Source organism: Streptomyces venezuelae (assembly GCF_008642295.1).
Lineage (GTDB): Bacteria > Actinomycetota > Actinomycetes > Streptomycetales > Streptomycetaceae > Streptomyces > Streptomyces venezuelae_C.
In genome coordinates, this window is record NZ_CP029190.1 from 6,011,016 (window position 1) to 6,034,187 (window position 23,172).

The 23,172-nt window shown below is 74.1% G+C and carries 22 protein-coding genes; 17 read left to right on the plus strand and 5 right to left on the minus strand.

The genetic code is table 11. From position 1 onward, the window contains the following. The first annotated feature begins 43 nt into the window (after nt 1-43). The 3 genes from DEJ50_RS34100 to DEJ50_RS27095 all read left to right on the plus strand — a co-directional run bounded on the left by DEJ50_RS34100 (nt 44) and on the right by DEJ50_RS27095 (nt 3,618). The gene (locus DEJ50_RS34100) at nt 44-1,228 is read left to right on the plus strand and encodes a hypothetical protein (RefSeq protein WP_190345096.1); all 1,185 of its coding nucleotides are present in this window, start codon (nt 44-46) and stop codon (nt 1,226-1,228) included. Nucleotides 1,229-1,698: 470 nt separating this feature from the next. Then, a complete protein-coding gene (gene mycP, locus DEJ50_RS27090) occupies nt 1,699-2,865 on the plus strand; it encodes a type VII secretion-associated serine protease mycosin (RefSeq protein WP_150210707.1) in 1,167 nt (388 codons plus the stop codon). A 12-nt stretch (nt 2,866-2,877) separates the two neighbouring features. After that, on the plus strand, nt 2,878-3,618 hold the full coding sequence (locus DEJ50_RS27095) for an SseB family protein (protein ID WP_150210708.1): 741 nt from the start codon (nt 2,878-2,880) through the stop codon (nt 3,616-3,618). A 135-nt stretch (nt 3,619-3,753) separates the two neighbouring features. On the opposite strand, the gene DEJ50_RS27100 is transcribed toward DEJ50_RS27095, so the two are convergent. After that, nucleotides 3,754-4,131: a DUF1844 domain-containing protein gene (locus DEJ50_RS27100; protein ID WP_150210709.1), complete on the minus strand. Its 378-nt coding sequence runs from the start codon at nt 4,129-4,131 to the stop codon at nt 3,754-3,756. Nucleotides 4,132-4,478: 347 nt separating this feature from the next. On the opposite strand from DEJ50_RS27100, the gene infC reads away from it, so the two are divergent. The 10 genes from infC to DEJ50_RS27155 all read left to right on the plus strand — a co-directional run bounded on the left by infC (nt 4,479) and on the right by DEJ50_RS27155 (nt 15,691). Beyond that, nucleotides 4,479-5,153, plus strand: coding sequence for a translation initiation factor IF-3 (gene infC, locus DEJ50_RS27110; RefSeq protein ID WP_150210710.1), 675 nt, complete (start codon nt 4,479-4,481; stop codon nt 5,151-5,153). Nucleotides 5,154-5,257: 104 nt separating this feature from the next. After that, nucleotides 5,258-5,452: a 50S ribosomal protein L35 gene (gene rpmI / locus DEJ50_RS27115; RefSeq protein WP_030192941.1), complete on the plus strand. Its 195-nt coding sequence runs from the start codon at nt 5,258-5,260 to the stop codon at nt 5,450-5,452. Between the two features lie 108 nt (nt 5,453-5,560). Beyond that, the gene (gene rplT / locus DEJ50_RS27120; protein WP_125652405.1) at nt 5,561-5,947 is read left to right on the plus strand and encodes a 50S ribosomal protein L20; all 387 of its coding nucleotides are present in this window, start codon (nt 5,561-5,563) and stop codon (nt 5,945-5,947) included. Nucleotides 5,948-6,100: 153 nt separating this feature from the next. Next, a complete protein-coding gene (locus DEJ50_RS27125) occupies nt 6,101-6,955 on the plus strand; it encodes a TrmH family RNA methyltransferase (protein WP_150212390.1) in 855 nt (284 codons plus the stop codon). 55 nt (nt 6,956-7,010) lie between these two features. Continuing rightward, entirely contained in the window at nt 7,011-8,240 is a 1,230-nt protein-coding gene (locus DEJ50_RS27130) for a PAS domain-containing sensor histidine kinase (RefSeq protein ID WP_150210711.1), read from the plus strand. Nucleotides 8,241-8,391: 151 nt separating this feature from the next. Further along, nucleotides 8,392-9,519, plus strand: coding sequence for a phenylalanine--tRNA ligase subunit alpha (gene pheS, locus DEJ50_RS27135; RefSeq protein WP_150210712.1), 1,128 nt, complete (start codon nt 8,392-8,394; stop codon nt 9,517-9,519). Next, nucleotides 9,519-12,047: a phenylalanine--tRNA ligase subunit beta gene (pheT, locus tag DEJ50_RS27140; RefSeq protein WP_150210713.1), complete on the plus strand. Its 2,529-nt coding sequence runs from the start codon at nt 9,519-9,521 to the stop codon at nt 12,045-12,047. Before pheS ends, pheT begins: the two co-directional genes overlap by 1 nt. 141 nt (nt 12,048-12,188) lie before the next feature. Beyond that, complete coding sequence (locus tag DEJ50_RS27145; RefSeq protein ID WP_223837927.1) at nt 12,189-13,349, plus strand: PP2C family protein-serine/threonine phosphatase; 1,161 nt, start codon at nt 12,189-12,191, stop codon at nt 13,347-13,349. A 394-nt stretch (nt 13,350-13,743) separates the two neighbouring features. After that, complete coding sequence (locus tag DEJ50_RS27150; protein ID WP_150210714.1) at nt 13,744-15,084, plus strand: transcriptional regulator; 1,341 nt, start codon at nt 13,744-13,746, stop codon at nt 15,082-15,084. A gap of 76 nt (nt 15,085-15,160) precedes the next feature. Beyond that, the gene (locus tag DEJ50_RS27155) at nt 15,161-15,691 is read left to right on the plus strand and encodes an NUDIX hydrolase (RefSeq protein ID WP_150210715.1); all 531 of its coding nucleotides are present in this window, start codon (nt 15,161-15,163) and stop codon (nt 15,689-15,691) included. Nucleotides 15,692-15,694: 3 nt separating this feature from the next. Here the strand turns inward: DEJ50_RS27155 and DEJ50_RS27160 are convergent, their stop codons facing one another. Both DEJ50_RS27160 and DEJ50_RS27165 read right to left on the minus strand, forming a co-directional pair. Continuing rightward, a complete protein-coding gene (locus DEJ50_RS27160; protein WP_150210716.1) occupies nt 15,695-16,333 on the minus strand; it encodes a hypothetical protein in 639 nt (212 codons plus the stop codon). Nucleotides 16,334-16,499: 166 nt separating this feature from the next. Then, nucleotides 16,500-17,393, minus strand: coding sequence for a 3-hydroxybutyryl-CoA dehydrogenase (locus tag DEJ50_RS27165; RefSeq protein WP_150210717.1), 894 nt, complete (start codon nt 17,391-17,393; stop codon nt 16,500-16,502). A 139-nt stretch (nt 17,394-17,532) separates the two neighbouring features. Here DEJ50_RS27165 and DEJ50_RS27170 point away from each other — a divergent pair, with 139 nt between their 5' ends. Beyond that, nucleotides 17,533-18,771 (plus strand): glycoside hydrolase family 10 protein, encoded by a 1,239-nt coding sequence (locus DEJ50_RS27170; protein WP_150210718.1) that lies wholly within the window; start codon nt 17,533-17,535, stop codon nt 18,769-18,771. A 24-nt stretch (nt 18,772-18,795) separates the two neighbouring features. On the opposite strand, the gene DEJ50_RS27175 is transcribed toward DEJ50_RS27170, so the two are convergent. Beyond that, nucleotides 18,796-18,993 carry a DUF1918 domain-containing protein gene (locus DEJ50_RS27175; RefSeq protein WP_150210719.1) on the minus strand — a complete coding sequence of 66 codons (198 nt, stop codon included), beginning with the start codon at nt 18,991-18,993 and terminating at the stop codon, nt 18,796-18,798. A gap of 60 nt (nt 18,994-19,053) precedes the next feature. Beyond that, a complete protein-coding gene (locus tag DEJ50_RS27180) occupies nt 19,054-20,010 on the minus strand; it encodes a DMT family transporter (protein WP_150210720.1) in 957 nt (318 codons plus the stop codon). Between DEJ50_RS27180 and DEJ50_RS27185 the strand changes: the two genes are divergently transcribed. From DEJ50_RS27185 to DEJ50_RS27195, 3 genes are all read left to right on the plus strand, one after another. Continuing rightward, on the plus strand, nt 20,009-21,448 hold the full coding sequence (locus tag DEJ50_RS27185; protein ID WP_150210721.1) for a PLP-dependent aminotransferase family protein: 1,440 nt from the start codon (nt 20,009-20,011) through the stop codon (nt 21,446-21,448). The two genes, DEJ50_RS27180 and DEJ50_RS27185, sit on opposite strands and share 2 nt — an antisense overlap. A gap of 73 nt (nt 21,449-21,521) precedes the next feature. Then, a complete protein-coding gene (locus tag DEJ50_RS27190) occupies nt 21,522-22,103 on the plus strand; it encodes a histidine phosphatase family protein (RefSeq protein WP_150210722.1) in 582 nt (193 codons plus the stop codon). A 32-nt stretch (nt 22,104-22,135) separates the two neighbouring features. Continuing rightward, nucleotides 22,136-22,885 carry an N-acetyltransferase gene (locus tag DEJ50_RS27195; RefSeq protein ID WP_150210723.1) on the plus strand — a complete coding sequence of 250 codons (750 nt, stop codon included), beginning with the start codon at nt 22,136-22,138 and terminating at the stop codon, nt 22,883-22,885. Nucleotides 22,886-23,172: the final 287 nt, after the last annotated feature.

Consider the following 23,172-nt stretch of genomic DNA (forward strand, 5'->3'; position numbering starts at 1 on the left):
CGGGCAGGCAGCCGCGGTACGGAACGGGGGGCGGAGCCGCCGGATGACGACGACCGACCCACACACGGCACCACCCGTGCCGACCCCACCGCTTCCCGCAGAGCCCGGCCCGGCCTCCGCCGCGCCAAGCCCGCCCGGGGCCGACCCCGCCCCGGCCCCTGCCGTACCCGCCCCCTCGGCCGAGCCCGGCTCGGACGCGGCTGGCCCCGGCCGGGCCTCTGCGGAGCTCGGCCCGGCCTCTGTGGTGCCCGGCTCCTCCGCCGGCCCGGCCGTATCCGGCCCTGGCGCCGAGCCCAGCTCAGGTGCGGCCGTCCTCGGCCCGGCCCCGGCCGTATCCGGCCTTTCCGCCGAGCCCGGCTCAGGCGCGGCCGGCCTCGGCCCGGCCTCCCCGGTGCGCGGTCCCTCCGCCGAGCCCGGTTCCGGCGCGGCCGGCCTCGGCCGGGCCCCCGCGGTGCCCGGTCCCTCCGTCGAGGCTGGGCTGGCTCCTGCCGTGGCCGGGCCGGTCGCCGGGGCCGATGGGCGGCGGAACCTGGTTGCGGCTGTGCTGTGTGGCGTCCTCGGGCTTGTCCTCGTCTGCGGTGCCGGTGTGGCCGCCTGGCAGGACCACCGGGACGCCGCCCGGCCGCCCTCCGCCGAGGAGCAGTACCGCCGCGCCGGCACCCTCTGGCACGAGACCCCCGTGGACGTCCTCTTCCCGCCCCGCCTGGACACCGACGGCGCCGGCCCCGGCGGAGCCGATCGCGCCTGGACCCGGATCGCCGTCGCCCCCGACGCGGACTGCCCCGCCGCCCTGCCGGCGGACTGGCAGCAGGCCCTGGCCGGGTCCGGCTGCACCCGCGTCCTGCGCGCCACCTACACCGATGTCACCCGCAGCACCCTGGTCACGGTCGGGCTGGTGTTCACCCCGGCCGAGGCCGGGGCCGAAGCCGTGAGCGGGCTCCGCGACCGGCTGCCGATGCCGTCCGGGCTGGGCTTCGACGCGGAACAGCGGGCGGCCTGGACGGTGTCCGTACGGTCGGACGCGCCGGTCGTCGTGTACGCGGTCTCGGCGTTCACCGACGGGCGGGCCGTGAAGCGACCGCTGACCGCGGAGGAGGCGATGAACCCGGAGACGGAGGGGGCGGTGGCCAGGGCGGGCCTCGGCCATGCGGTGCGGGCGGTTGCCGGCGCTGTCGAAAAGTCCCTCGGCGCACGTGTGGCGCCGCCGAGCCCGGAGCCGAAGCGATGACCGCGGCCTGCCGCTGTGCGGGGCCCTTCCCCCCGCCCGCCCCGTCCCGGAACGGGGGCCAGGCCCCCACCACCGGGCTCCGCCCCGAGCCCGCCCCGTGCGGCCCGGCGTGCCGTGCGGTGGCCCCGGACCCCAGCCCAGGGCCCGGCCCCACGCCGGGCGGGCCGTCCGGGCTGCGCACCGTGCCGGGCGGGGTGTCCGGGCTTCGCCCGGGTCCCGTTCCGGGGCTGGGCCCCGAGCTCGTTGCGGGGGCAGGCGCTGGGTGCGCCTGCGGTCCGGCGTGCCACGCGGTGGCCTCGGGGCTCCGCCCCGCGCCGGGCGGGCTGTCCGGGCCGGAGTGTGCTGCGGAGTCGCGTCCCGTGCCCGGCGGGGCGTGGGGGTCGGCTTGCCGCTCCGCGGGGGGTGCGGGGTTCGGGGGCGGGCGTGGGCTGCGGCCCGCGGCCCGGGCCGGGAAGTCCGTCGCGCGGCGGATGCGGGTCGTCGGGGTGGTCGGGGTCGTCGGGGCCGGGATGCTGCTCGGGGTCGGGGTGCCGCCCGCTGCCGCCGATGCCATTCGGGACCGGCAGTGGGGGCTCACCGCGCTCCGCGCGGAAGAAGCCTGGGGCACCACCCGGGGCGAGGGCATCACCGTCGCCGTCCTCGACACCGGCGTCGACTCCGCCCACCCCGACCTCGACGGCCAGGTCCTCGCCGGCACCGACCTCGTCGGCCTCGGCGCGAACCGCGGCGACCGCAGCTGGGCCCGCCACGGCACCGCCATGGCCGGGATCATCGCCGGGCACGGCCACGGCACCGACCGCCGCGACGGCGTCCTCGGCGTCGCCCCGGCCGCGAAGATCCTCCCCATCCGCGTGATCCTCGAGGAGGGCGACCCGGCCCGCGCCAAGGCCCGCAGCAGCAAGGGCGGCGCCCTCGCCGAAGGCATCCGCTGGGCCGCCGATCACGGCGCCGACGTGATCAACCTCTCGCTCGGCGACGACAGCCGGTCCGCGCACCACGAAGCCGCCGAGGACGAGGCCGTCCAGTACGCCCTCGGCAAGGGCGTGGTCGTGGTCGCCTCCGCCGGCAACAGCGGCGAGAAGGGGAACCCCGTCTCCTACCCCGCCGCCTACCCCGGGGTGATCGCCGTGACCGCCGTCGACCGCAAGGGCCGCAAGGCCCGCTTCTCCACCCGCCACTGGTACGCCACCGTCAGCGCCCCCGGCGTGGACGTGGTCATCCCCGACCCCGACCGCAAGTACTACGAGGGCTGGGGCACCAGCGCCGCCGCCGCCTTCGTCTCCGGGGCCGTCGCCCTGCTCCGCTCCGCCCACCCCGACCTCTCCCCGGCCCAGGTCAAGCGGCTGCTCGAGGACACCGCCACGGACAGCCCCGGCGGGGGCCGCGACGACTCCCGCGGGCACGGCCTGGTCGACCCGGTCGCCGCCCTCCAGGCGGCCGACCGGATCGCCGCCGAACCCGCCCTGCCGGTCCCCGCCGCCCACCCCGCCCGGTACTTCGGCACCGGCCCGGCCCCCGTGCAGCCGCCCGCGCGCCCGGTCCGGGTGCTCGCCCCGGCCGCCGCGGTCGCCGGACTGGCCCTGCTCGGGCTGGCCGCCGTACTGGTCCGGCGCGGCCGGGCCCGACGTACCGGATAGGGTCGGGTAACTGTGGCGCAGAAGAACATCCCAGACCCCGGTTTCTCCGACGACGACGGCTCCGCCGATCCCCGGCTGAGCGCGGCCCTGGCCGCCTGGGCGGAGGACAGAACCAAGGAACCGGAGGTCCTGGCGGCGCTGCGCGACGCCCGCCTGCTGGTGCCGGTGGTCGCGATGCTCGGCGAGGTGGAGACCGACCCCGAGACCGGCCTGAAGCGCGAGAAGACCAGCGACATGGCCGTGCCGACCCTGACGGCGGGGGACCGGCGGGCCCTGCCCGCCTTCACCTCCATCGCCTCGCTGGCCCGGTGGGACCCGGCCGCCCGCCCGGTGGCGGTCCCGCTGCACCAGGCGCTGCGGGCGGCTGCCCACGAGAAGGCGGACACGGTGGTCCTCGACCTGGCCGGCCCGGTGCCCTACCAGCTGACCGGTCCGGCCCTGCTGGCGCTCGCCGAGGGCCGCGCGGACGCCGGCCCGCTCGCCGACCCGGCGGTCCGGGAGGCCGTACGGGCCGCCGTGGCGGCAGAGCCGACGGTGCTCCGCGCCCATCTGCTGCCCGGGGGTGCCTCGGCCGACGGCATCCTCGCTGTGGTCCTCGCCGACGGCACCGACCCGGCAGCGGGCGCCCGCCGGGTGGCGCAGGCACTGGCCGCCGACGAGACCCTGCGGGCCCGGCTGGTCCGCGGGCTGGAGCTGGCCCTGCTGCCGGCGGGCGCGCCCGTGCCTCCGGGGGAGCCGCTGTTCACCCGCTGATCCGGGGCCGCGGGCAGGGCCGGACAGGGCCGGGCAGGGCAGCAAAGAAGGGGGCGTACGCGATGCGTACGCCCCCTTCTGGCGCTCTGTGGCGCGACCACACCTCAACGTTTAGGGGTGGTCAGGCCCCGGCGGTCAGGCGTACACCGGCCCGGTGAACTTCTCGCCCGGCCCCTGGCCCGGCTCGTCCGGGACGAGGGAGGCCTCGCGGAAGGCCAGCTGGAGGGACTTCAGGCCGTCACGCAGCGGAGCGGCGTGGAAGGAGCTGATCTCGGTCGCGCTCGCCGTCACCAGGCCGGCCAGTGCCGTGATCAGCTTGCGCGCCTCGTCCAGGTCCTTGTGCTCGGAGTCCGGCTTGTCCAGGCCCAGGTTGACCGCCGCGGCGCTCAGCAGGTGGACCGCCACCGTGGTGATCACCTCGACGGCGGGCACGTCCGCGATGTCACGGGTCATGGCGTCGTAGTCGGGGGCGGCGGGGTCGGCCGGAGCGGCAGTGGGGGTCGCGTCAGTCATGCTCTTCACCATAAGCGGTGTCCGGGGCGGCCCCAGGATTGGTCTCCCCGGGACGTGGGTGCTAACCTTGTGTGACGACCGGCCGGAGACGTATGTCCCCGGCCCACAAGTGGAGGCTCCGAACTCCCACCTGACCGCCCTCCGGGGAGGCAGGTCATCCGGTCAGGTGGCATCCATCGTTCCGTACGGACGATGGAAAGCCACCCGAGTCTGCGCCCCGCGTCCGACGCGGCGGTGCTCCGGTTGTGTTCTGGAGCTGCTGCCTGTGTCCCGTCCGGGGCGTTTTTGCGTTCCGGATGAGGCCGGTCAGACGATACAGACGTCAAGCGGCTGTCTGCCGGACAGCCGTGAGGTGCAACCGAGGAGGATCCATCAGCACCGAGCCCCGCATCAACGACCGGATTCGCGTTCCCGAGGTGCGACTTGTCGGTCCCAGCGGCGAGCAGGTCGGGATTGTTCCGCTTGCCAAGGCCCTGGAGCTTGCCCAGGAGTACGACCTCGACCTGGTCGAGGTTGCGGCGTCCGCGAGGCCGCCGGTCTGCAAGCTCATGGACTACGGCAAGTTCAAGTACGAGTCGGCCATGAAGGCCCGTGAGGCGCGCAAGAACCAGGCGCACACGGTCATCAAGGAAATGAAGCTCCGGCCGAAGATCGACCCGCACGACTATGACACCAAGAAGGGTCACGTCGTTCGGTTCCTCAAGCAGGGCGACAAGGTCAAGATCACGATCATGTTCCGTGGTCGCGAGCAGTCCCGGCCGGAGCTCGGCTACCGACTGCTGCAGCGTCTGGCGGAGGATGTCCAGGACCTCGGTTTCGTTGAGTCGAACCCGAAGCAGGACGGCCGCAACATGATCATGGTCCTCGGTCCGCACAAGAAGAAGACCGAGGCGATGGCCGAGGCCCGCGAGGCGCAGGCTGCCCGCAAGGCCGAGCGCCAGGGCCAGGCCGCCACGGAGGAGGCACCCGAGGCGGAGGCTCCCGTCGAGGAAGCCGCCGCCGAGGAGAACGCCGAGGCCTGATACCGGGACAGCCCGTCTCGGATCAACCGACACAACTGACGCTCCCGTGCGCCGGTCCGGAAACGGATCGGCGGGGGCGCCACCGACGAGGAGATAACGGCGCTATGCCGAAGAACAAGACCCACAGCGGTTCCAAGAAGCGCTTCAAGATCACCGGCTCCGGCAAGGTGCTCCGTGAGCGCGCCGGCAAGCGCCACCTGCTCGAGCACAAGTCGTCCAAGCTGACGCGTCGCCTCACCGGCAACGCCGAGATGGCCCCGGGCGACGCCGCGAAGATCAAGAAGCTTCTCGGCAAGTGACGTTCCTCCGCTCCCCCTGCCGGGAGCGGAACGAAACGTCTGGACCGGGACCCAATCGATTTCGGGCCGTGTGAAGACAACCACGGCCCCGCTACAAGGAGTTAACAAGTGGCACGCGTCAAGCGGGCAGTAAACGCCCACAAGAAGCGCCGGGCGATCCTCGAGGCGGCCTCCGGCTACCGCGGTCAGCGTTCGCGCCTGTACCGCAAGGCCAAGGAGCAGGTCACCCACTCGCTGGTCTACAACTACAACGACCGCAAGAAGCGCAAGGGCGACTTCCGTCAGCTGTGGATCCAGCGCATCAACGCCGCTGCCCGCCAGAACGGCATGACGTACAACCGCCTCATCCAGGGTCTGAAGGCCGCCAACATCGAGGTGGACCGCAAGATCCTCGCGGAGCTGGCCGTCAACGACGCCAACGCGTTCGCCGCGCTGGTCGAGGTTGCCCAGAAGGCGCTCCCGGCCGACGTGAACGCCCCCAAGGCCGCTGCGTAAGGCCTGGCCGGCCGCGTAAGCAGTCGGCACCCTCGGACCCGCAGGCGATGCGCCTGCGGGTCCGAGTGCTTTCCCCGCACCGCCCACCGCCCGCACCGCCCGCGCCCCGTGCGCCCCGGACCCCGAGAGAGAACCGCAGAGACCATGGCCGACCTGGGTCACCACGAGCTGATCTCCCCCCGATCCCCGCGGGTGGCCGCCGCCCGGCGGCTGGCGCGGCGCAACTTCCGCACCAAGGAGCGCCGGTTCATCGCCGAGGGCCCGCAGGCCGTCCGTGAGGCCGTGGCCCACCGCGGCGAGCAGGGCGCGACCCTGATCGAGCTGTTCGCCACCGTCGAGGCCGCCGAGCGCTACGCCGACATCGTGGACGCCGCCCTGGCCGCCGGCGCCCGGGTGCACTACGCCTCCGACGAGGTGCTCGCCGAGGTCTCGCAGACCGTCACCCCGCAGGGGCTGGTCGGGGTCTGCCACTTCCTCGACTCGCCCTTCGAGGCCGTCCTCAAGGCCGAGCCCAAGCTGGTCGCCGTCCTCGCGCACGTCCGCGACCCCGGGAACGCCGGCACCGTACTGCGCTGCGCCGACGCGGCCGGCGCGGACGCCGTGGTCCTCACGGACGCCTCGGTGGACCTCTACAACCCCAAGTCGGTCCGCGCCTCCGTCGGCTCCCTCTTCCACCTCCCGGTCGCCGTCGGCGTCCCCGTCGAGCAGGCCGTCGCGGGGCTGCGCGCGGCCGGCGTACGGATCCTGGCCGCCGACGGTGCGGGCGAGGACGACCTGGACGCCGAGCTCGACGCGGGCACCATGGGCGGCCCCTCCGCCTGGGTCTTCGGCAACGAGGCCTGGGGTCTGCCGGAGGAGACCCGGGCGCTCGCGGACGCGGTGGTCCGGGTCCCGATTCACGGCAAGGCGGAGAGCCTGAACCTCGCCACCGCCGCCGCCGTGTGCCTGTACGCCTCCGCGCGAGCACAGCGGGCGCCCGGAGGGTGCCGCTCCGTGACCCCCAGCTAGTAATGTGGCCGCCCGGGGGCCCACTGCGCTCCTCGGAGATGTGGGGTACGGGGACATGACCGTCGGTACGAACAGCTCCCCGCGGCAGTCCGCGGGGGCCGCCGGGGCGGCCACGCCCCAGACCGGCCCCGGCCGCGCCACCGCGGCCCCCCGCCCGCCCGCCGGCGCCACCGGAGCGCCCGGCGCGCCCGAGGCCGCCGGGGCACTCGCGGGGATCCCCGCGCAGGAACCGCCGCCCCACGGCGGCTACGGCATCGACCCCGACGAGCTGCCCGACGGGCTCGTCGTCGCCGACCACACCGGCCAGGTGATCTGCTTCAACCGGGCCGCCGCCCGGATCACCGCCACCCCCTCCGCCGCGGCCCTCGGCACCCGCATCGACCGGGCCCTGCCGCTGGAAGACCTCGACGGCCGCCGCTGGTGGGCGCTGACCGACCCGTACGGGGGCCTCGCCACCCGGCGCCGGCAGCCCGAGCGGAACCTGCTGCTGCCCGGCGGGCGGGAGGTCCTGGTCTCCGCCGAGTACATCCGCACCCACCCCACCGGGCCGGTGCGCCGCCTGGTCGTCACCCTGCGAGGCACCGAGGCCCGCCGCCGCACCGAACGCAGCCACGCCGAGCTCATCGCCACCGTCGCGCACGAGCTGCGGTCCCCGCTCACCTCCGTCAAGGGCTTCACCGCCACCCTGCTCGCCAAATGGGAGCGGTTCACCGACGACCAGAAGCGGCTGATGCTGGAGACCGTCGACGCCGACGCCAACCGGGTCACCCGGCTGATCGCCGAGCTGCTCGACATCTCCCGCATCGACTCCGGCCGGCTGGAGGTCCGCCGCCAGCCGGTGGACATCGCCACCGCCGTCGGCCGGCACGTCCAGGCACTCACCGCGAACGGCCAGGCCCCCGAGCGCTTCCTCGTACGGGTGAGCCGCCCGCTGCCCGACCTGTGGGCCGACCCGGACAAGGTCGATCAGGTCCTGGGCAATCTGCTGGAAAATGCGGTGCGGCACGGCGAGGGAACGGTCACCATCGATGTGAGCCCGCACGAGAAGGGAACCGCCGTCACCGTGACCGATGAAGGCCCCGGCATTCCGGAAGAGTCGATGGGCCGCGTCTTCACCCGCTTCTGGCGGGGCAGCAAGCGCGGCGGCACCGGCCTGGGCCTGTACATCGTCAAGGGCATCGTGGAGGCCCACGGCGGCACCATCACGGTCGGCCGCGGCCCCGGCGGCGGCGCCGAATTCCGATTTATCCTGCCCGTCGGCGCGCCGGCCTACCTCACGCAGTAGCCCTGCGGAGCGTCCCGCCAGGCGGCCCACGGGCCCCTTCACCCCCAGCGGCCTTTAGACTCGTCCTTTGGCACCCTTGTGTCCTTGTGTCGAGCCCCTGCGGGCCAGTGAGCACGGACCACCAGCCAGCCCATCGGAAGTACGGGAAGAGATGTCGGCACCGAACAAGTCGTACGACCCTGTCGAGGTCGAGGCACTGAAACCGGAAGAGATCGAGCGCATGCGGGACGAGGCGCTCGCTGCCTTCGCCTCCGCCGGCGACCTCGACGCGCTGCGCGAGGCGAAGACCGCGCACATGGGCGACCGCTCGCCCCTGGCGCTCGCCAACCGCGAGATCGGCGCCCTGCCGCCGCAGGCCAAGGCCGAGGCGGGCAAGCGCGTGGGCCAGGCCCGCGGCGCCGTGAACAAGGCCTTCGGGGCCCGCACGGCGGAGCTCGAGGCCGAGCGCGACGAGCGCGTCCTGGTCGAGGAGGCCGTGGACGTCACGCTGCCCCACGACCGCGTCCCCGCCGGTGCCCGCCACCCCCTGACCACGCTGATGGACCGCATCGCGGACATCTTCGTCGGCATGGGCTACGAGGTGGCCGAGGGCCCCGAGGTCGAGGCGGAGTGGTTCAACTTCGACGCCCTCAACTTCACGCCCGACCACCCGGCGCGCCAGATGCAGGACACCTTCTTCGTCCAGGGCCCCAAGGGCACCGAAGGCGACGAGTCCGGCGTCGTGCTGCGCACCCACACCTCCCCGGTGCAGGCCCGTTCGCTGCTGGAGCGCACCCCGCCCGTCTACATCGTCTGCCCGGGCCGGGTCTACCGCACCGACGAACTGGACGCCACCCACACCCCGGTGTTCCACCAGGTCGAGCTGCTCGCCGTGGACAAGGGCCTGACCATGGCCGACCTCAAGGGCACCATGGACCACATGGTGCAGGAGCTGTTCGGCGAGGGCACCACCACCCGGCTGCGCCCCCACTTCTTCCCGTTCACCGAGCCGTCCGCCGAGATGGACATGCAGTGCTACGTGTGCCGTGGCGCATCGGTGGGCAACCCCGACCGCCCCTGCCGCACCTGCTCCAGCGAGGGCTGGATCGAGCTCGGCGGCTGCGGGATGGTCAACCCCAAGGTGCTCATCGCCTGCGGCGTGGACCCCGAGGTCTACAGCGGATTCGCCTTCGGGTTCGGCATCGAGCGGATGCTGATGTTCCGCCACAACGTTGAAGACATGCGAGACATGGTCGAGGGTGACGTGCGCTTCACCCGGCCCTTCGGGATGGAGATCTGATGCGGGTCCCGCTTTCCTGGCTGCGGGAGTACGTCGATCTCCCCGCCGGCACCACCGGCCGCGATGTGGCCCACCACCTCGTCGATGCCGGCCTCGAGGTCGAGACCGTCGAACAGCTCGGCGCCGGCCTCAAGGGCCCGCTGGTCGTCGGCCAGGTGCTCACCATCGAGGAGCTCGAGGGCTTCCGCAAGCCGATCCGGTTCTGCACCGTCGACGTCGGCTCCGCCAACGGCACCGGTGAGCCGCAGGAGATCGTCTGCGGCGCCCGCAACTTCGCCGTCGGCGACAAGGTCGTCGTGGTCCTGCCCGGCGCCGTCCTGCCCGGCGACTTCGCGATCGCCTCGCGCAAGACGTACGGCAAGACCTCGCACGGCATGATCTGCTCCGGCGAGGAGCTCGGCATGGGCGACGACGGCACGCACGGCATCATCGTGCTGCCGCCGGAGCACGAGGTCGGCACCGACGCCATCGAGCTGCTCCAGCTCGTCGACGAGGTCCTCGACATCGACGTCACCCCGGACCGCGGCTACTGCATGTCCCTGCGCGGCATCGCCCGCGAGGTCGCCACCGCCTACGGCCTGCCGCTGCGCGACCCCGCGCTGCTCGACGTACCGGCGCCCAACTCCTACGGGTACCCGGTCACGATCGAGGACCCGGCCGGCTGCGACCGCTTCACCGCGCGCACCGTCACCGGCCTGGACCCCGAGGCACGCTCCCCGATCTGGCTCACCCGCCGCCTCCAGAAGGCCGGCATGCGCCCGATCTCGCTCGCCGTGGACATCACCAACTACGTGATGCTCGAGCTCGGCCAGCCGCTGCACGCCTACGACCGCACCCGGATCGACGGCGCCATCGGCGTCCGCCGTGCCGAGCAGGGCGAGACGTTCACCACCCTCGACGGGGTCAAGCGCACCCTCGACGCCGAGGACCTGGTGATCACCGACAACGGCGGGCCGATCGGCCTCGCCGGCGTCATGGGCGGCGCCAACACCGAGATCGCCGACTCCGTCACCGACCCGGAGACGGGCATCGTCACCGGCACCACGGACGTGGTCATCGAGGCCGCACACTTCGATTCCGTGTCGATCTCGCGCACCGCCCGCCGACTGAAGCTGTCCTCCGAGGCGTCCAAGCGCTTCGAGCGCGGCGTCGACCCGCAGGCCGCCGCCGCCGCGGCGCAGCGCACCGTCGACCTGCTCGTGCTGCTCGCGGGCGGCACCGCCGAGGCGGGCGTCACCGAGGTGGCCGCCCCGGCCGCCCCGCGCACCGTCGCCATGCGTGCGGACCACCCGGACCGGGTGGCCGGCATGGACTACGGCCGGGAGACCGTCGTCCGCCGCCTCCAGGAGATCGGCTGCGACGTCCACGGCCAGGACGAGCTCGTCGTCACCGTCCCCACCTGGCGGCCCGACCTCGCCGAGCCCAACGACCTCGCCGAGGAGATCATCCGGCTGGAGGGCTACGGCAACCTGCCCTCCACCCTCCCGCAGGTGCCCTCCGGCCGCGGGCTGACCCCGCGCCAGGTGCTGCACCGCCGGGCCGGCCGCGCGCTGGCCGGCGCCGGCTACGTCGAGGCGCTCAGCTACCCCTTCATCGGCGAGCAGGTCTTCGACCAGCTCCAGCTGCCCGCGCACGACGCCGCCCGCCAGGTCGTCAAGCTGGTCAACCCGCTCTCCGACGCGGAGCCGGCGCTGCGCACCACGCTGCTGCCGGGCCTGCTGGGCGCGCTGCGCCGGAACGACAGCCGGGGCAGCCACGACCTCGCCCTGTTCGAGACCGGCTCGGTCTTCCGGGCGGGCGCCGAGGCGGGCCTGGCCGTGCGGCTGCCCGTCGACCGCCGTCCCACCGACGAGGAGATCGCCACCCTGGACGCCGCGCTGCCCGCGCAGCCGCGGTACGCCGCGGTGGTGCTGGCCGGTGCGCGCGAGCAGGCCGGCTGGTGGGGCAAGGGCCGCCCGGCCGACTGGGCGGACGCGGTGGAGGCCGCCCGCTCGCTGGCCCGCGAGGCCAATGCCGAGCTGATCGTCCGGCAGGGCCAGTACGGCCCCTGGCACCCGGGCCGCTGCGCCGAGCTGATCGTCACCCTGAACGGGGTGGAGACCGTCATCGGCCACGCCGGTGAACTGCACCCGAGGGTGGTCAAGGCCATGGGCCTGCCGGCCCGGACCAGCGCCATGGAACTCGACCTCGACCGCCTCCAGGCGGCCGGCGGCGAGGCCGTGACGGCGCCGCGGATCTCCTCCTTCCCGGTGGCCACCCAGGACGTCGCGCTGATCGTGGACGCGTCGGTCCCGGCCGCCACGGTGGAGGCGGCGCTCCGCAAGGGCGCGGGTGAACTCCTCGAATCGCTGCGGCTGTTCGACGTGTTCACCGGCGAGCAGGTCGGCGCGGGCAAGAAGTCCCTGGCGTACGCGCTGCGCTTCCGCGCGGCCGACCGCACGCTGACCGCCGAGGAGTCCACGGCGGCCCGCGACGCGGCGGTGGCGCTGGCCGCCGAGCGCACGGGGGCGGTGCTGCGCGGCGCGTAGCGGCCGTGGTGTGCCTGGTGAGGGCCGTATCCGGGACACCGGATGCGGCCCTCACTCATTTGGGTGAGATGGCCGGTGACCCGTGTCCCGGGCACCGGGTGGTCGACACAATCGTTCCGGCCGAGGGGAGGCCGGAACGAGATGACGAGGGACGGGGAGATGCCCCGGGTGCGCCGGGTGTGCGTCCTTGCCTGGACGGGCGCCGCGGTGTCCTGGGAGCTGACCTCCCCGGGGGTGCTGGGGGCCAGCCTGGCCAGCTGCGCCGCGTTCCTGCTGCTGGCCACCGCGTGCGCGCTGCACATCCGGCAGCGGCTGCTGGCCGAGCTGCGGCGCACCCAGGAGATCGCCGGCGCCGCCCAGCGGGCCCTGCTGAGGCCGCTGCCGCCGCGGATCGAGGGGCTGGCGCTGGCGGCCGTGCACGGGGCGGCGGTGGGCGGCGACCTGTACGACGCGCTGCCGACGCGGTACGGGGTACGGGTGGTGATCGGAGACGTACGCGGCCACGGGCTGCCGGCGCTGGGCGCGGCGGCGGCCGTGCTCGGGGCGTTCCGGGAGGCCGCGTACGACGAGCACACGCTGGCCGGGGTGCTGCGGCGGATGGAACGGGCCCTGGGGCGGCACCTGCGGGACCGGGCGAAGGCGGAACACCCGGCGGCGGGCGGCAGTTCTCCCCGGCGAGGCCAGGGGGAGGGTGAGCCGGAGGCGCCGGTGGCGGAGGAGTTCGTGACGGTGCTGTTGCTGGAGATCGGGCGGGACGGCCGTCTCACCGCCCTCAACTGCGGGCACCCGTGGCCCTACGTCCTGCCGTCCGCCGTGCCGGCGGGGTCTGGTTTGGGGCCGGGGCCGGGGCCGCTGCGCGGAGCTTTTCCCCTCCCCGCCCCTTCCCGAAACCGGGGCTCCGCCCCGGACCCCGTGGGGCGCCCTGGCTCCGCCCGGCACCCCGGCACGGGGGCCGTGTCCTTGCGTCGCCGGCCCGAGCGGTTGTGTCGGAGTGAGCCGTTGCCGCCGCTCGGTGTGCTGCCGTTGCCGGCCGGCCTGGCCGCCCGGGACTGCGGTCAACTCCGCCCCGGCGAGGGACTGTTCCTGCACACCGATGGGGCCGAGGACGCCCGTGACCGGACCGGTCGTTGCTTCCCGCTGCGCGGCGCACTGGCGGAGGCGGCAGCCGGAACGACCCCCGCGCGGCTGGTCGCGGGTGTGCACGCCGCGTTGCTGCGCCACACCAGCGGGCGCCCTGCCGATGACATCGCCCTGCTGGTGCTGCGCAACGACCGCTTCCGTCACGCCGGGCACCGCCCCTGAAACGGTGGCCCGGCGTCCACCGGCTCCGGCGGGGCCGAGGGAGGCCGCGCGGAGCCGGTGGAGCCGCTGCGGACCGGGCCCGGGTGGGTGGGGGCCGGCCCGCCACCGCCGCAACCGGCGACCAACCGGAGGCGGCGGAGCCAACACGCGCCGCCCGCCTGCCATGGAGTGTCGGGCAGACAGCAGAACGGGCGGCGCGCGGTTACGGGCCATCGCACTGTACGAGGGGGAGCCGACGGCCCGGGCTGCCTCTTGGCGAGGCGAGACCCCCAGTCAACCGGCCCGGGCCGCCCCGCGGCAGAGTGCGCAACGCATTTATGCGCGCACTCGGTTCACACCCCGTGTGAACCCCGCACCCACTAGCCTGGGACCGAAGCACCCCCAGGAGGGGCCCATGCAGTCCAATGTCCTGCTCGATGCCCTCCTCGCCGAGGCGGGCATGTCCCACGCCGGACTGGCCGCCCATGTGAACCAGGCCGGCCGCACCCGCGGCCTCGCCCTGCGCTACGAACACACCGCCGTCGCCCGCTGGTTGAAGGGGCAGCGGCCCCGCGGCCAGGTGCCCGACCTGATCTGCGAGGTGCTGGGGCACCGGCTGGGCCGGCCGGTGGGCCTGGACGACATCGGGCTCGGGGTGCCCGGACAGACCGTCCCCGCGCACGGATCACCGCTCAGCGGGTTCGTGGACCGGGCCACCGCGCTCTGGCGGGCCGACGAGCAGGGCCGCCCACCGCTGTTGACCGCCGCCGCGGTGACCGGGACTCCCGCCGTGATCCCCGTATGGGAGTGGGAGAACCCGCCCGAGGACGCCGATGTGTCCCGGGACGGGCCCACCCGGGTCGGCCCCGAGCACATCGAGATCCTGCGGGCCGCCCGCGACCACTACGAGCTGATGTACCGGCGGGCCGGCGGGATGGCCACCCGGGCCCGGATCGTCCGCTTCCTCGGCAGTGAGACCGCCCCCATGCTGCGCGGGAGTTACCCCGATGCGCTGGGCCGCAGGCTGTACCGGGCCTCGGGGTCCCTGGTGGCGGTGGCCGGCATCTGTGCGTACGACTCGGACGCGCACGGGCTGGCGCAGCGGTACTTCCACCAGGCGCTCCGCCTCGCCAAGGCCAGCGGAGACCGCGGGCTGGGCGCCTATGTGATCGCGCTGATCGTCAACCAGTCCCTGCACCTGCGGGAGTTCCGGCAGGCGGTGGCCTTTGCGGAGGCGGCACTGCGGGCGGCCGGGCGGCACACCACTCCGGCGCTCGCCGCCGATCTGCACGCCATGCAGGCCAAGGCGTATGCCCAGTTGGGGGACACCGGGGCGGCCCTGGCCTGCATCCGGCAGGCGGAGGCGGCGGCCGGGCGGATCCGGCGGGGGAGCGAACCGGACGAGACGGGGTACGTGCAGCCCGGTCTGGTCAACGTCCAGGTGGCCGAGGCCCTGCTCAGTCTGGGGGAACTGGACGCGGCGCAGGAGCAGGCGACGGCGGCGGTCGGGACCCCGGCGCACGACCGGGGCCGGGTGCACCGGCTCGCGATGCTGTGCGAGATCCAGCTCCGGCAGGGGGAGGCGGACGGGGCGGTCGTCGCGGCGGCGGAGATGGCCGAGCGGGCCAAGGGGATGGAGTCGCTGCGGCTGCGGGACCGGCTCCGGGCCGTCCGCGAACAGCTGTTGACCAGCGGATGCGCCGGTGCGGAGGAGACCGCCCGGCTGATCGACGGGGCGCTGCGGGTTCCGCTCTGAGGTAGCTCTGACGTTTCGTCGGACTTGAGCAGCTGCTGCCATGTTGCCACCTACTCGAACGGAAGGTGGCAGAACCGTGCAGTGGACGAACCTGAGTGAGCAGACCGTGTACAAGAACCGTTGGTTCGACGTGAATCTCGCCGATGTGGAACTTCCCGACGGCCGGCACCTGGACCACTTCGTCATCCGGCTCCGCCCGGTTGCCGTCGCCACGGCCGTCAACGAGGCCAACGAGGTGCTGCTGCTGTGGCGGCACCGTTTCATCACCGACAGCTGGGGCTGGGAACTGCCCGCCGGGGTGGTCGAGGACGGGGAGGACATCGAGCGGGCCGCGGCCCGGGAGATGGAGGAGGAGTCGGGCTGGCGGCCGGGTCCGCTGCACCACCTGATGACCGTCGAGCCCGCCAACGGGCTGACCGACGCCCGCCATCACCTCTTCTGGGCCGACGGCGCCACCTACATCGGGCACCCCGAGGACGACTTCGAATCCTCACGCCGCGAATGGGTTCCGCTCAAACTCGTGCCGGACATGATCGCGCGCGGCGAGATCCCGGCCGCCAACATGGCGGCCGGGCTCCTGCTGCTGCATCACATCAGGCTGGGATGACCCTCACCGGTTGAGGCACTTCTGCCGGAAGACCTCGTCGTACGTGGTGTCGTAGGCCACCGCATAGGCGTTCTGGTACGCCAGGATCAAGGTGTTGGTCGAGGGCTTCAGGCGCGCGTTCGGGCGGTTGAGATCGCACTTCTCGGCGTCCGCGCGGCCCCACGACTCACCCGCGGCCTTGCCCGCGGCGGCCATGGACTCCGGCGTCTGCTGCTGGGCCGGTGGCGGCGGGGGCGGAGGCTGCTGCGGCTTGGGTTGGCTGGCGCAGTACTGCCGGTAGGCCTTGGCATAGGCCTGGTCGTAGCCGTAGCGGTAGCCCTGGGACTTGCCGCGCTCGAAGGCGCTGGGGTTGACCGGGCTCAGCGGCGGAAGGGTCTTGTTGCAGATGGGCGGCCTACCGTCGCGGTTGCCGACCTTGGAGCCTTCCAAGTACCCCTGCCGGCAGCCCTTGTGGTACTGGTCCTGCGGCGGCTTGCTCAGCCCGTGGCAGACGGTCGGGGCCATCACGGACTCGGCGGTGGAGGTCGGGGTCTGTGCGGTTGCCCGCTCCGAGGCGCCGGCGGGGGCGATCGCCAGGAGGGACAGCGCCAGCGCGGGTGTGGTCAGCACGGCGAACGAGCGCCGACAGGCGTGGCGGGGCATGGTCTTCCTTTCGGGCCGATGGGCCCGGTCCGCCGCAACTCGGCGTGTCCCGTGCTCCTGGGTCGCGCCGGGGGTGGCCGGGACGGCAGGAGAACGCAGCGGACAGCGCCATTCTATCGCCGACCGCCCCGGTCAACCCGGTGGCGGCCGGCGACAGGACGACGGCTCAGCCGTACGGGTAGAAGCCGGAGCCCGTCTTGCGGCCGAGGCGGCCCGCGTCGACCATGCGCTGGAGCAGGGGGGGAGCGGCGTACAGCGGCTCCTTGTACTCGGCGTACATCGATTCGGCGATCGAGACGATGGTGTCCAGGCCGATCAGGTCGGACAGCTTCAGCGGACCCATGGGGTGGGCGCAGCCCAGCTCCATGCCGTTGTCGATGTCCTCGCGGCTGGCGATGCCGGACTCGAACATCCGGATGGCCGACAGCAGGTACGGGACGAGCAGGGCGTTGACCACGAACCCGGACCGGTCCTGGGCGCGGACCGCGTGCTTGCCGAGCACGTCCCGCACCAGGGCCTCGGACCGCTTGACGGTCTCGTCCCCGGTGGTCAGGGCGGGGATGAGCTCGACGAGCTTCTGCACCGGCGCCGGGTTGAAGAAGTGGATGCCGATGACCTGGTCCGGCCGCGAGGTCGCGACGGCCAGCTTCACCAGCGGGATGGAGGAGGTGTTGGAGGCGAGGATCGCGTCCGGCCGGGTGACGACCTGGTCGAGGACCTGGAAGATCTCGGTCTTGACCTGCTCGTTCTCGACGACCGCCTCGATGACCAGATCGCGGTCCGCGAACTCGCCGAGGTCGGTGGTGAAGGTGAGCCGGGCCAGTGTGGCGTCCCGCTCCTCCTCGGTGATCTTGCCGCGCTCGGCGGCCTTGGTGAGGGAGTTGATCAGCCGGGTACGTCCGATCTCCAGCGCTTCGCCGGTGGTCTCGGCGACCTTGACCTCAAGGCCACTTCGGGCGCACACCTCGGCGATGCCCGCGCCCATCTGGCCACAGCCCACTACGCCGACTCGGGTGATGTCGGAAGGGAGGTCAGTCACTTCGTGCCTTTCGCTGCTCATCCGTCGGCGGGTCCCCCGTACGATTCCGGCGCCCGCCACGCCCCCCGACGTTACTCCCGACCTTGCGTTCCCCGGGTGGCCGGGGCGGGCATGCTGGGCGCACAGACCGCAATGTCACTCAGCGCAGGGGAGTCGTCACATGGCGTACATCGGCCGTCGGAGTCTGCTGGCCACAGCGGCGGGGGTGCTGACCGCCGCCGCGGCAGGAACCGCGCGGGCCGCCTCGCGCGGGCCGGCGGACCGGGCGGCACTGCCGGAGTTCCGCGGGATGTGGATCGCCTCGGTACACAACGTCGACTGGCCCTCCGCAACCGGTCTGAGCGCCGCCGGTCAGCGGGCGGAGCTCATCGCGCTGCTCGACACCGCCGTGCGCCGCCGTCTGAACGCGGTGGTCCTGCAGGTCCGGCCGACCGCCGATGCCATGTGGCCCGGCGCCCGGGAGCCGTGGTCCCAGTGGCTGACCGGGGTGCAGGGCCGTGACCCGGGCTGGGACCCGCTGGGCACGGCGGTGGCCGAGGCGCACGCCCGCGGGCTGGAGCTGCACGCATGGTTCAACCCGTACCGGGTGGCGAACACCCACACCGATCCGTCCCGGCTCGCCGCCGGGCACCCGGCCCGCACCAACCCGGACTGGACGGTCCCGTACGCCGGGAAGCTGTACTACAACCCCGGCCTGCCGGAGGTGCGGACCTTCGTGCAGGACGCGATGCTCGAGGCGGTGGCCCGCTACCCGGTGGACGGGGTGCACTGGGACGACTACTTCTACCCCTACCCGGTGGAGGGCCGGCACTTCGACGACGACGCGGCCTACGAGGAGTACGGCGGCGGATTCGCCTCGCGGGCCGACTGGCGGCGCCACAACACCGACACCCTGGTGCGGGAGATGTCGGAGCGGATCAAGGCGCTGCGTCCCGGAGCCCGGTTCGGCGTCAGCCCGTTCGCGGTCTGGCGCAACGGGGACCGCGACCCGCTGGGCTCGCCGACCCGGGCGGGCGTGGGAACCTACGACGACCTGTACGCGGACACCCGCAAGTGGGTGACCGAGGGCTGGCTCGACTACATCGTGCCGCAGTGCTACTGGCACATCGGGCACGAAGCGGCCGACTACGCGGCACTGGTGCCGTGGTGGGCCCGGACCGTGGCCGGCACCGGGGTGGACCTGTACATCGGCGAGGCGCTGTACCGCTGCGACCGCAACAGCCAGACCCCGGCCTGGCGGGACCCGGCGGAGCTGTCCCGGCACCTGACCCTCGCCCGGGAGCACGCCGAGGTCCGCGGCCACGTCCACTTCTCGGCGAAGCAGGTGGTCGCGGACCCCAACGGGGCCATGGCCAGGGTCGTCACCGACCACTACCGGGCGGTGGTGCCACCGCGCTGAGCGCGCGGTCCGCCGTCGGTGCGGTCAGTGCTCGGAGTCGGCGGGGTGCCGTACGACGCAGTCAGGGCCAGGGGACATCACGGCCTCGTGGCCGTCCTGGAAGCGGACCCGATAGGGAGGGGTTCCGTTCTCTCCCAGGACCTGGGTGATCTCGCCGATCTTGTCGTGCTGGCCCACGACCCTGCCGTGCTGCACCAGCTGGTCGCCCTCGGTCGCGCGCATGCTGACCTCCCTCGGAGCCGGTCCGTTCCGGTGACGTCAGTTTACGGCGGTTCGGGAGATTTACGCCCGCTGAGTGACGGCAATGCAGACCAGTACGGCGACGGCGGTCAGCGGGGCGGCGGGGGAGAGCCGCTCGCCGAGCAGGGTCACCGCCCAGACCAGGGTCAGCAGCGGCTGGGCGAGCTGGAGCTGGCTGGCCCGGGCCGGGCCGATCGCGGCCATGCCGCGGTACCAGACGTAGAGCCCGAGGAAGGTGGAGCCGGCCGCCGCCCAGACCAGGCCGGTCAGGCCGCGGCCGGTGAGGTGCACGGGCTCGTACGCCAGACCGGCCGCGCTGCCGGCCAGGGCGAGCGGCAGGCACAGCACCAGCGCCCAGCCGACCACCTGCCAGCCGGGCATCACCCGGGCCAGCCGGGCGCCCTCGGTGTAGCCGGCCGCGCAGACGAGCAGGGCGGCGAACAGGAACCCGTCGCCGGCCGAGAAGGCCCCGCCGCTCTGCGCCAGCGTGAACCCGAGCACCACGGCGGCGCCGGCCACCGCGGCGGCCCAGAAGGTGCGGGAGGGCCGGATGCCGGTGCGCAGGGCGGCGAACGCGGCGGTGGTGAGCGGCAGCATGCCGACCACCACGGCGGCGTGCGAGGTGCTGGAGGTGCGCAGGGCCAGCGTGGTGAGCAGCGGGAAGCCGATCACCACCCCGCCGGCGACCACCGCCAGCCCGGCCCGGTGCTCCCGGGCCGGCAGCGGCACCCGCAGGGCGAGCAGGAACCCCCCGGCGATCAGGGCGGCCAGCGTGCTGCGCAGGGACACCAGGGTCCAGGGGCCGAAGCTCTCCAGGCCCCAGGCGGTGGAGGGGAAGGTCAGCGAGAAGGCGACGACACCGAGCCCGGCCATCAGCGTCCCGGTGCGCGCGGCCGTCGTCGCTGCCGGAGTCGCTGCCGGAGGAGTCGGTACCGTGGCCGCCGCCGTGGGCGGAACTGCTATCCCCGTCGGGGCGGTAGCGCTATTCTTGGCTCTCATGTATGAGCGTAGCAGTGTGGCCGAGCTGGCGGAATCTCTGCGATCCGAGCTGAACCGCTACTCGGTGGGTGGAAAGCTCCCGTCGAGCCGGGCCCTGGTCGAGCGGTACCGGGTCAGCCCCGTGACGGTGTCCCGGGCCCTCGCCCGGCTCGCCGCCGAGGGCCTCGTCGTCACCCGGCCCGGCGCCGGCGTCTTCCGCGCCGAGCCGCGCCGCAGCGGGCCGGAGCAGGCCGGCGACACCTCCTGGCAGGAGGTCGCCCTCAGTGCCGGAGCCGCCGAGGAGACCGTGCCGCGCTCGGTCGACGCCTCCGGCGTCCTGGTCTCGCTGACCGCGCCCCCGACCGGGGTGATCGAGCTCAACGGCGGCTACCTGCACACCTCCCTCCAGCCCGAGCGGGCCATGGCGGCTGCGCTCGCCCGGGCCGGCCGCCGGCCCGGCGCCTGGGGCCGGCCGCCGATGGAGGGGCTGACCGAGCTGCGCGACTGGTTCGCCCGCGAGATCGGCGGCGGGCTCACCGCCGCCGACGTCCTGGTCACGGCGGGCGGGCAGAGCGCGCTCACCACCGCCCTGCGGGCCCTGGCCCCGCCCGGCGCACCCGTACTGGTGGAATCCCCGACCTACCCCGGCCTGCTGGCCATCGCCCGGGCCTCCGGCTGCCGGCCGGTCCCGGTGCCGGCCGACGCCGAGGGGGTCCGCCCGGAGCTGCTCGCCGCGGCGTTCGAGGCGACCGGCGCGCGGGTGTTCGTCTGCCAGCCGCTGTTCCAGAACCCGACCGGCGCGGTGCTGTCCGCCGGGCGGCGGGCGGAGGTCCGGCGGATCGCCCGGGCCGCCGGGGCCTTCGTGGTCGAGGACGACTATGCGCGGTCGCTGGCCCACGAGGACGCCGGGCAGCTGCCCGCCCCGCTGGCCGCCGACGACCCGGACGGGGTGGTGGTCCACGTCCGGTCGCTGACCAAGGCCACCTCGCCGAGCCTGCGGGTGGGCGCCCTGTCCGCCCGCGGGCCGGTGCTCGACCGGCTGCGGGCCATCCAGGTGGTGGACAGCTTCTTCGTCCCCCGGCCGCTCCAGGAGGCCGCTCTCGAACTGGTCGGCGCCCCCGCCTGGCCCCGCCACCTGCGGGCCGTCGCCGCCGAGCTCCGGCACCGCCGGGAGGTGCTGGCCGGGGCCGTGCGCTCGGCCCTGCCCGGTCTGACGCTGCCCCACCTGCCCTCCGGCGGCTACCAGTTGTGGGCCCGGCTGCCCGAGGGCTCGGACGAGGCGGGCTTCGTCGCCGCCGCACTGCGCGCCGGGGTGGCGGTCGCGCCGGGCCGCCCGTACTTCTGCGCGGAACCGCCGGGCCCGCACGTCCGCCTCAGCTTCGCCGGGGTGGCCGGCCCGGCCGAGCTGACGGAAGGAGTACGCCGCCTGGCGTCCGCCGTGGCGAGCCTGCCGGGCTGACCCGCGGATCCGGGGGGTGCCCGGGGCGTGCGCAGGGCTTGACCCGCAGGGTGGTCCGCCGCACGATCGCCGCATGCATGTTCGGGTCTCGCTCGTGGCCGCGGCCCGCAGCTCCGCGCTGCTGGCCGAGCGGTTCGACGACGACCGCCCCCTGGACGGGGCGGGGTGGCGGGCCGTGGAGGCCGCGGCCGGCCGGCTCGTGCCCCTGGGCGCCGCCGAGCTGCGCTACTGCTCGCCCACCCCGCGCAGCCGGGCCACCGGCCGGGCCCTCGGCTACGCCCCGCTCGCCCAGCCGGCCCTGCGGGCCTGCGACATGGGCCGCTGGCGGGGGCTGACCCTGGCCGAGGTGGCGGCCCGCGAGCCGGGCGCGGTGGACCTCTGGCTCGGCGACCCGCACGCGGCTCCGCACGGCGGCGAATCTCTGCTGGCGTTCATCACCCGGGTCGGCGGCTGGCTGGACAGCCGCCCCGCCGACGACGGCTCGGCCATCCTGGCGGTGGCCGAGCCCTCGGTGGTCCGCGCCGCCCTGGTCTACGCCCTCCAGGCGCCGCCGCAGACCTACTGGCACGTCGACGTCCGCCCGCTCTCCACCCTCACCCTGGCGGGCTCCTCCGGCCGCTGGTACCTCTCCCTCCCGGAGCCGGAATCCGCATGAGGTCTTTCCGGCCACAGCACTAGCATCCCCGCATGACCAGCGTGAAGATCACCACACTTGCCGAGCGGCCCGAACTGGCGGGCAGGCTCTGGGACATGACGGACTCCTGGCCCGAGTTCGCGAGCCAGGACCCGCTGTCCTGGCTGCTCTACCCGCGGATGGTCGCCGAGTTGCCGGAGTACGTGCTGGTCGCCACGGACGGCGATGCGGTGGTGGCCCGGGGGTTCAGCGTGCCGTTCGCCCTGCACGCCCCCGGCCGTGGCGGGCTGCCCGCCCGCGGCTGGGACCAGGTCCTGTTGTGGACCTTCTCCGACCTGCGCCGCGAGGTCGCGCCGGACACCGTCAGTGCCATCGAGATATCGGTCGCCGCCGGCCGGCAGGGCGAAGGCCTGTCCGGCCTGATGCTCGCGGCGATGCGCGAGAACGCCCGGGCCCGCGGCTTCGCCGAGGTCGTGGCGCCGGTCCGGCCCAGCGGGAAGCCCGCCGAGCCGGACACCCCGATCGAGGAGTACGCGTACCGGACCCGCGAGGACGGCCTGCCGTACGACCCCTGGCTGCGCGTGCACGTCCGCGCGGGCGGCGTGATCGACTCGGTGGCCCCGCTGTCCATGACGATCTCCGGTTCCCTGGCCGAATGGCGGGAGTGGACCGGCCTGCCCTTCGACACGGCCGGCCCGGTCCACGTCCCGGGCGCCCTGGTCCCGGTCCACTGCGCCCCGGACCAGGGCCACGCGGTGTACGTGGAACCGAACGTCTGGGTCCGCCACCCGCTGTCCGCGTAGCGTCCGCCCGGCGGCGCCCCGGCACCGCGCCCCGGCGCCCCGGCACCGCGTCCCGGCACCGCGCAAGGACATGCGCTGCCGGAGCGCGCGGCCCGCGCCCGCGGCCCCGCCTTTCGGGGAGACTTGAGGGGGGAGACCGCCCATGAGGGCAGGCCGGGCCGAGGCGGAAGGACTCGGGGAAGGAATCCCACGGGGACGGCAGGCACCACCGGACCGGCACCACCGTCCGCACCTGACAGATCAGAAACCCAATTCTTTGCATAAGCGTGCATGACTACGTATAGTCA

Coding starts and splice junctions, on each gene's coding strand:
- DEJ50_RS27165 (WP_150210717.1), bottom strand. CDS start 17,393: ATGAGCAGCGAAAGGCACGAAGTGACTGACCTCCCTTCCGACATCACC.
- pheS (WP_150210712.1), top strand. CDS start 8,392: ATGTCGGCACCGAACAAGTCGTACGACCCTGTCGAGGTCGAGGCACTG.
- DEJ50_RS34100 (WP_190345096.1), top strand. CDS start 44: ATGACGACGACCGACCCACACACGGCACCACCCGTGCCGACCCCACCG.
- pheT (WP_150210713.1), top strand. CDS start 9,519: ATGCGGGTCCCGCTTTCCTGGCTGCGGGAGTACGTCGATCTCCCCGCC.
- DEJ50_RS27130 (WP_150210711.1), top strand. CDS start 7,011: ATGACCGTCGGTACGAACAGCTCCCCGCGGCAGTCCGCGGGGGCCGCC.
- mycP (WP_150210707.1), top strand. CDS start 1,699: ATGCGGGTCGTCGGGGTGGTCGGGGTCGTCGGGGCCGGGATGCTGCTC.
- DEJ50_RS27190 (WP_150210722.1), top strand. CDS start 21,522: ATGCATGTTCGGGTCTCGCTCGTGGCCGCGGCCCGCAGCTCCGCGCTG.
- DEJ50_RS27150 (WP_150210714.1), top strand. CDS start 13,744: ATGCAGTCCAATGTCCTGCTCGATGCCCTCCTCGCCGAGGCGGGCATG.
- DEJ50_RS27175 (WP_150210719.1), bottom strand. CDS start 18,993: ATGCGCGCGACCGAGGGCGACCAGCTGGTGCAGCACGGCAGGGTCGTG.
- rpmI (WP_030192941.1), top strand. CDS start 5,258: ATGCCGAAGAACAAGACCCACAGCGGTTCCAAGAAGCGCTTCAAGATC.
- DEJ50_RS27170 (WP_150210718.1), top strand. CDS start 17,533: ATGGCGTACATCGGCCGTCGGAGTCTGCTGGCCACAGCGGCGGGGGTG.
- DEJ50_RS27160 (WP_150210716.1), bottom strand. CDS start 16,333: ATGCCCCGCCACGCCTGTCGGCGCTCGTTCGCCGTGCTGACCACACCC.
- DEJ50_RS27195 (WP_150210723.1), top strand. CDS start 22,136: ATGACCAGCGTGAAGATCACCACACTTGCCGAGCGGCCCGAACTGGCG.
- DEJ50_RS27180 (WP_150210720.1), bottom strand. CDS start 20,010: ATGAGAGCCAAGAATAGCGCTACCGCCCCGACGGGGATAGCAGTTCCG.
- DEJ50_RS27145 (WP_223837927.1), top strand. CDS start 12,189: ATGACGAGGGACGGGGAGATGCCCCGGGTGCGCCGGGTGTGCGTCCTT.
- DEJ50_RS27100 (WP_150210709.1), bottom strand. CDS start 4,131: ATGACTGACGCGACCCCCACTGCCGCTCCGGCCGACCCCGCCGCCCCC.
- DEJ50_RS27185 (WP_150210721.1), top strand. CDS start 20,009: ATGTATGAGCGTAGCAGTGTGGCCGAGCTGGCGGAATCTCTGCGATCC.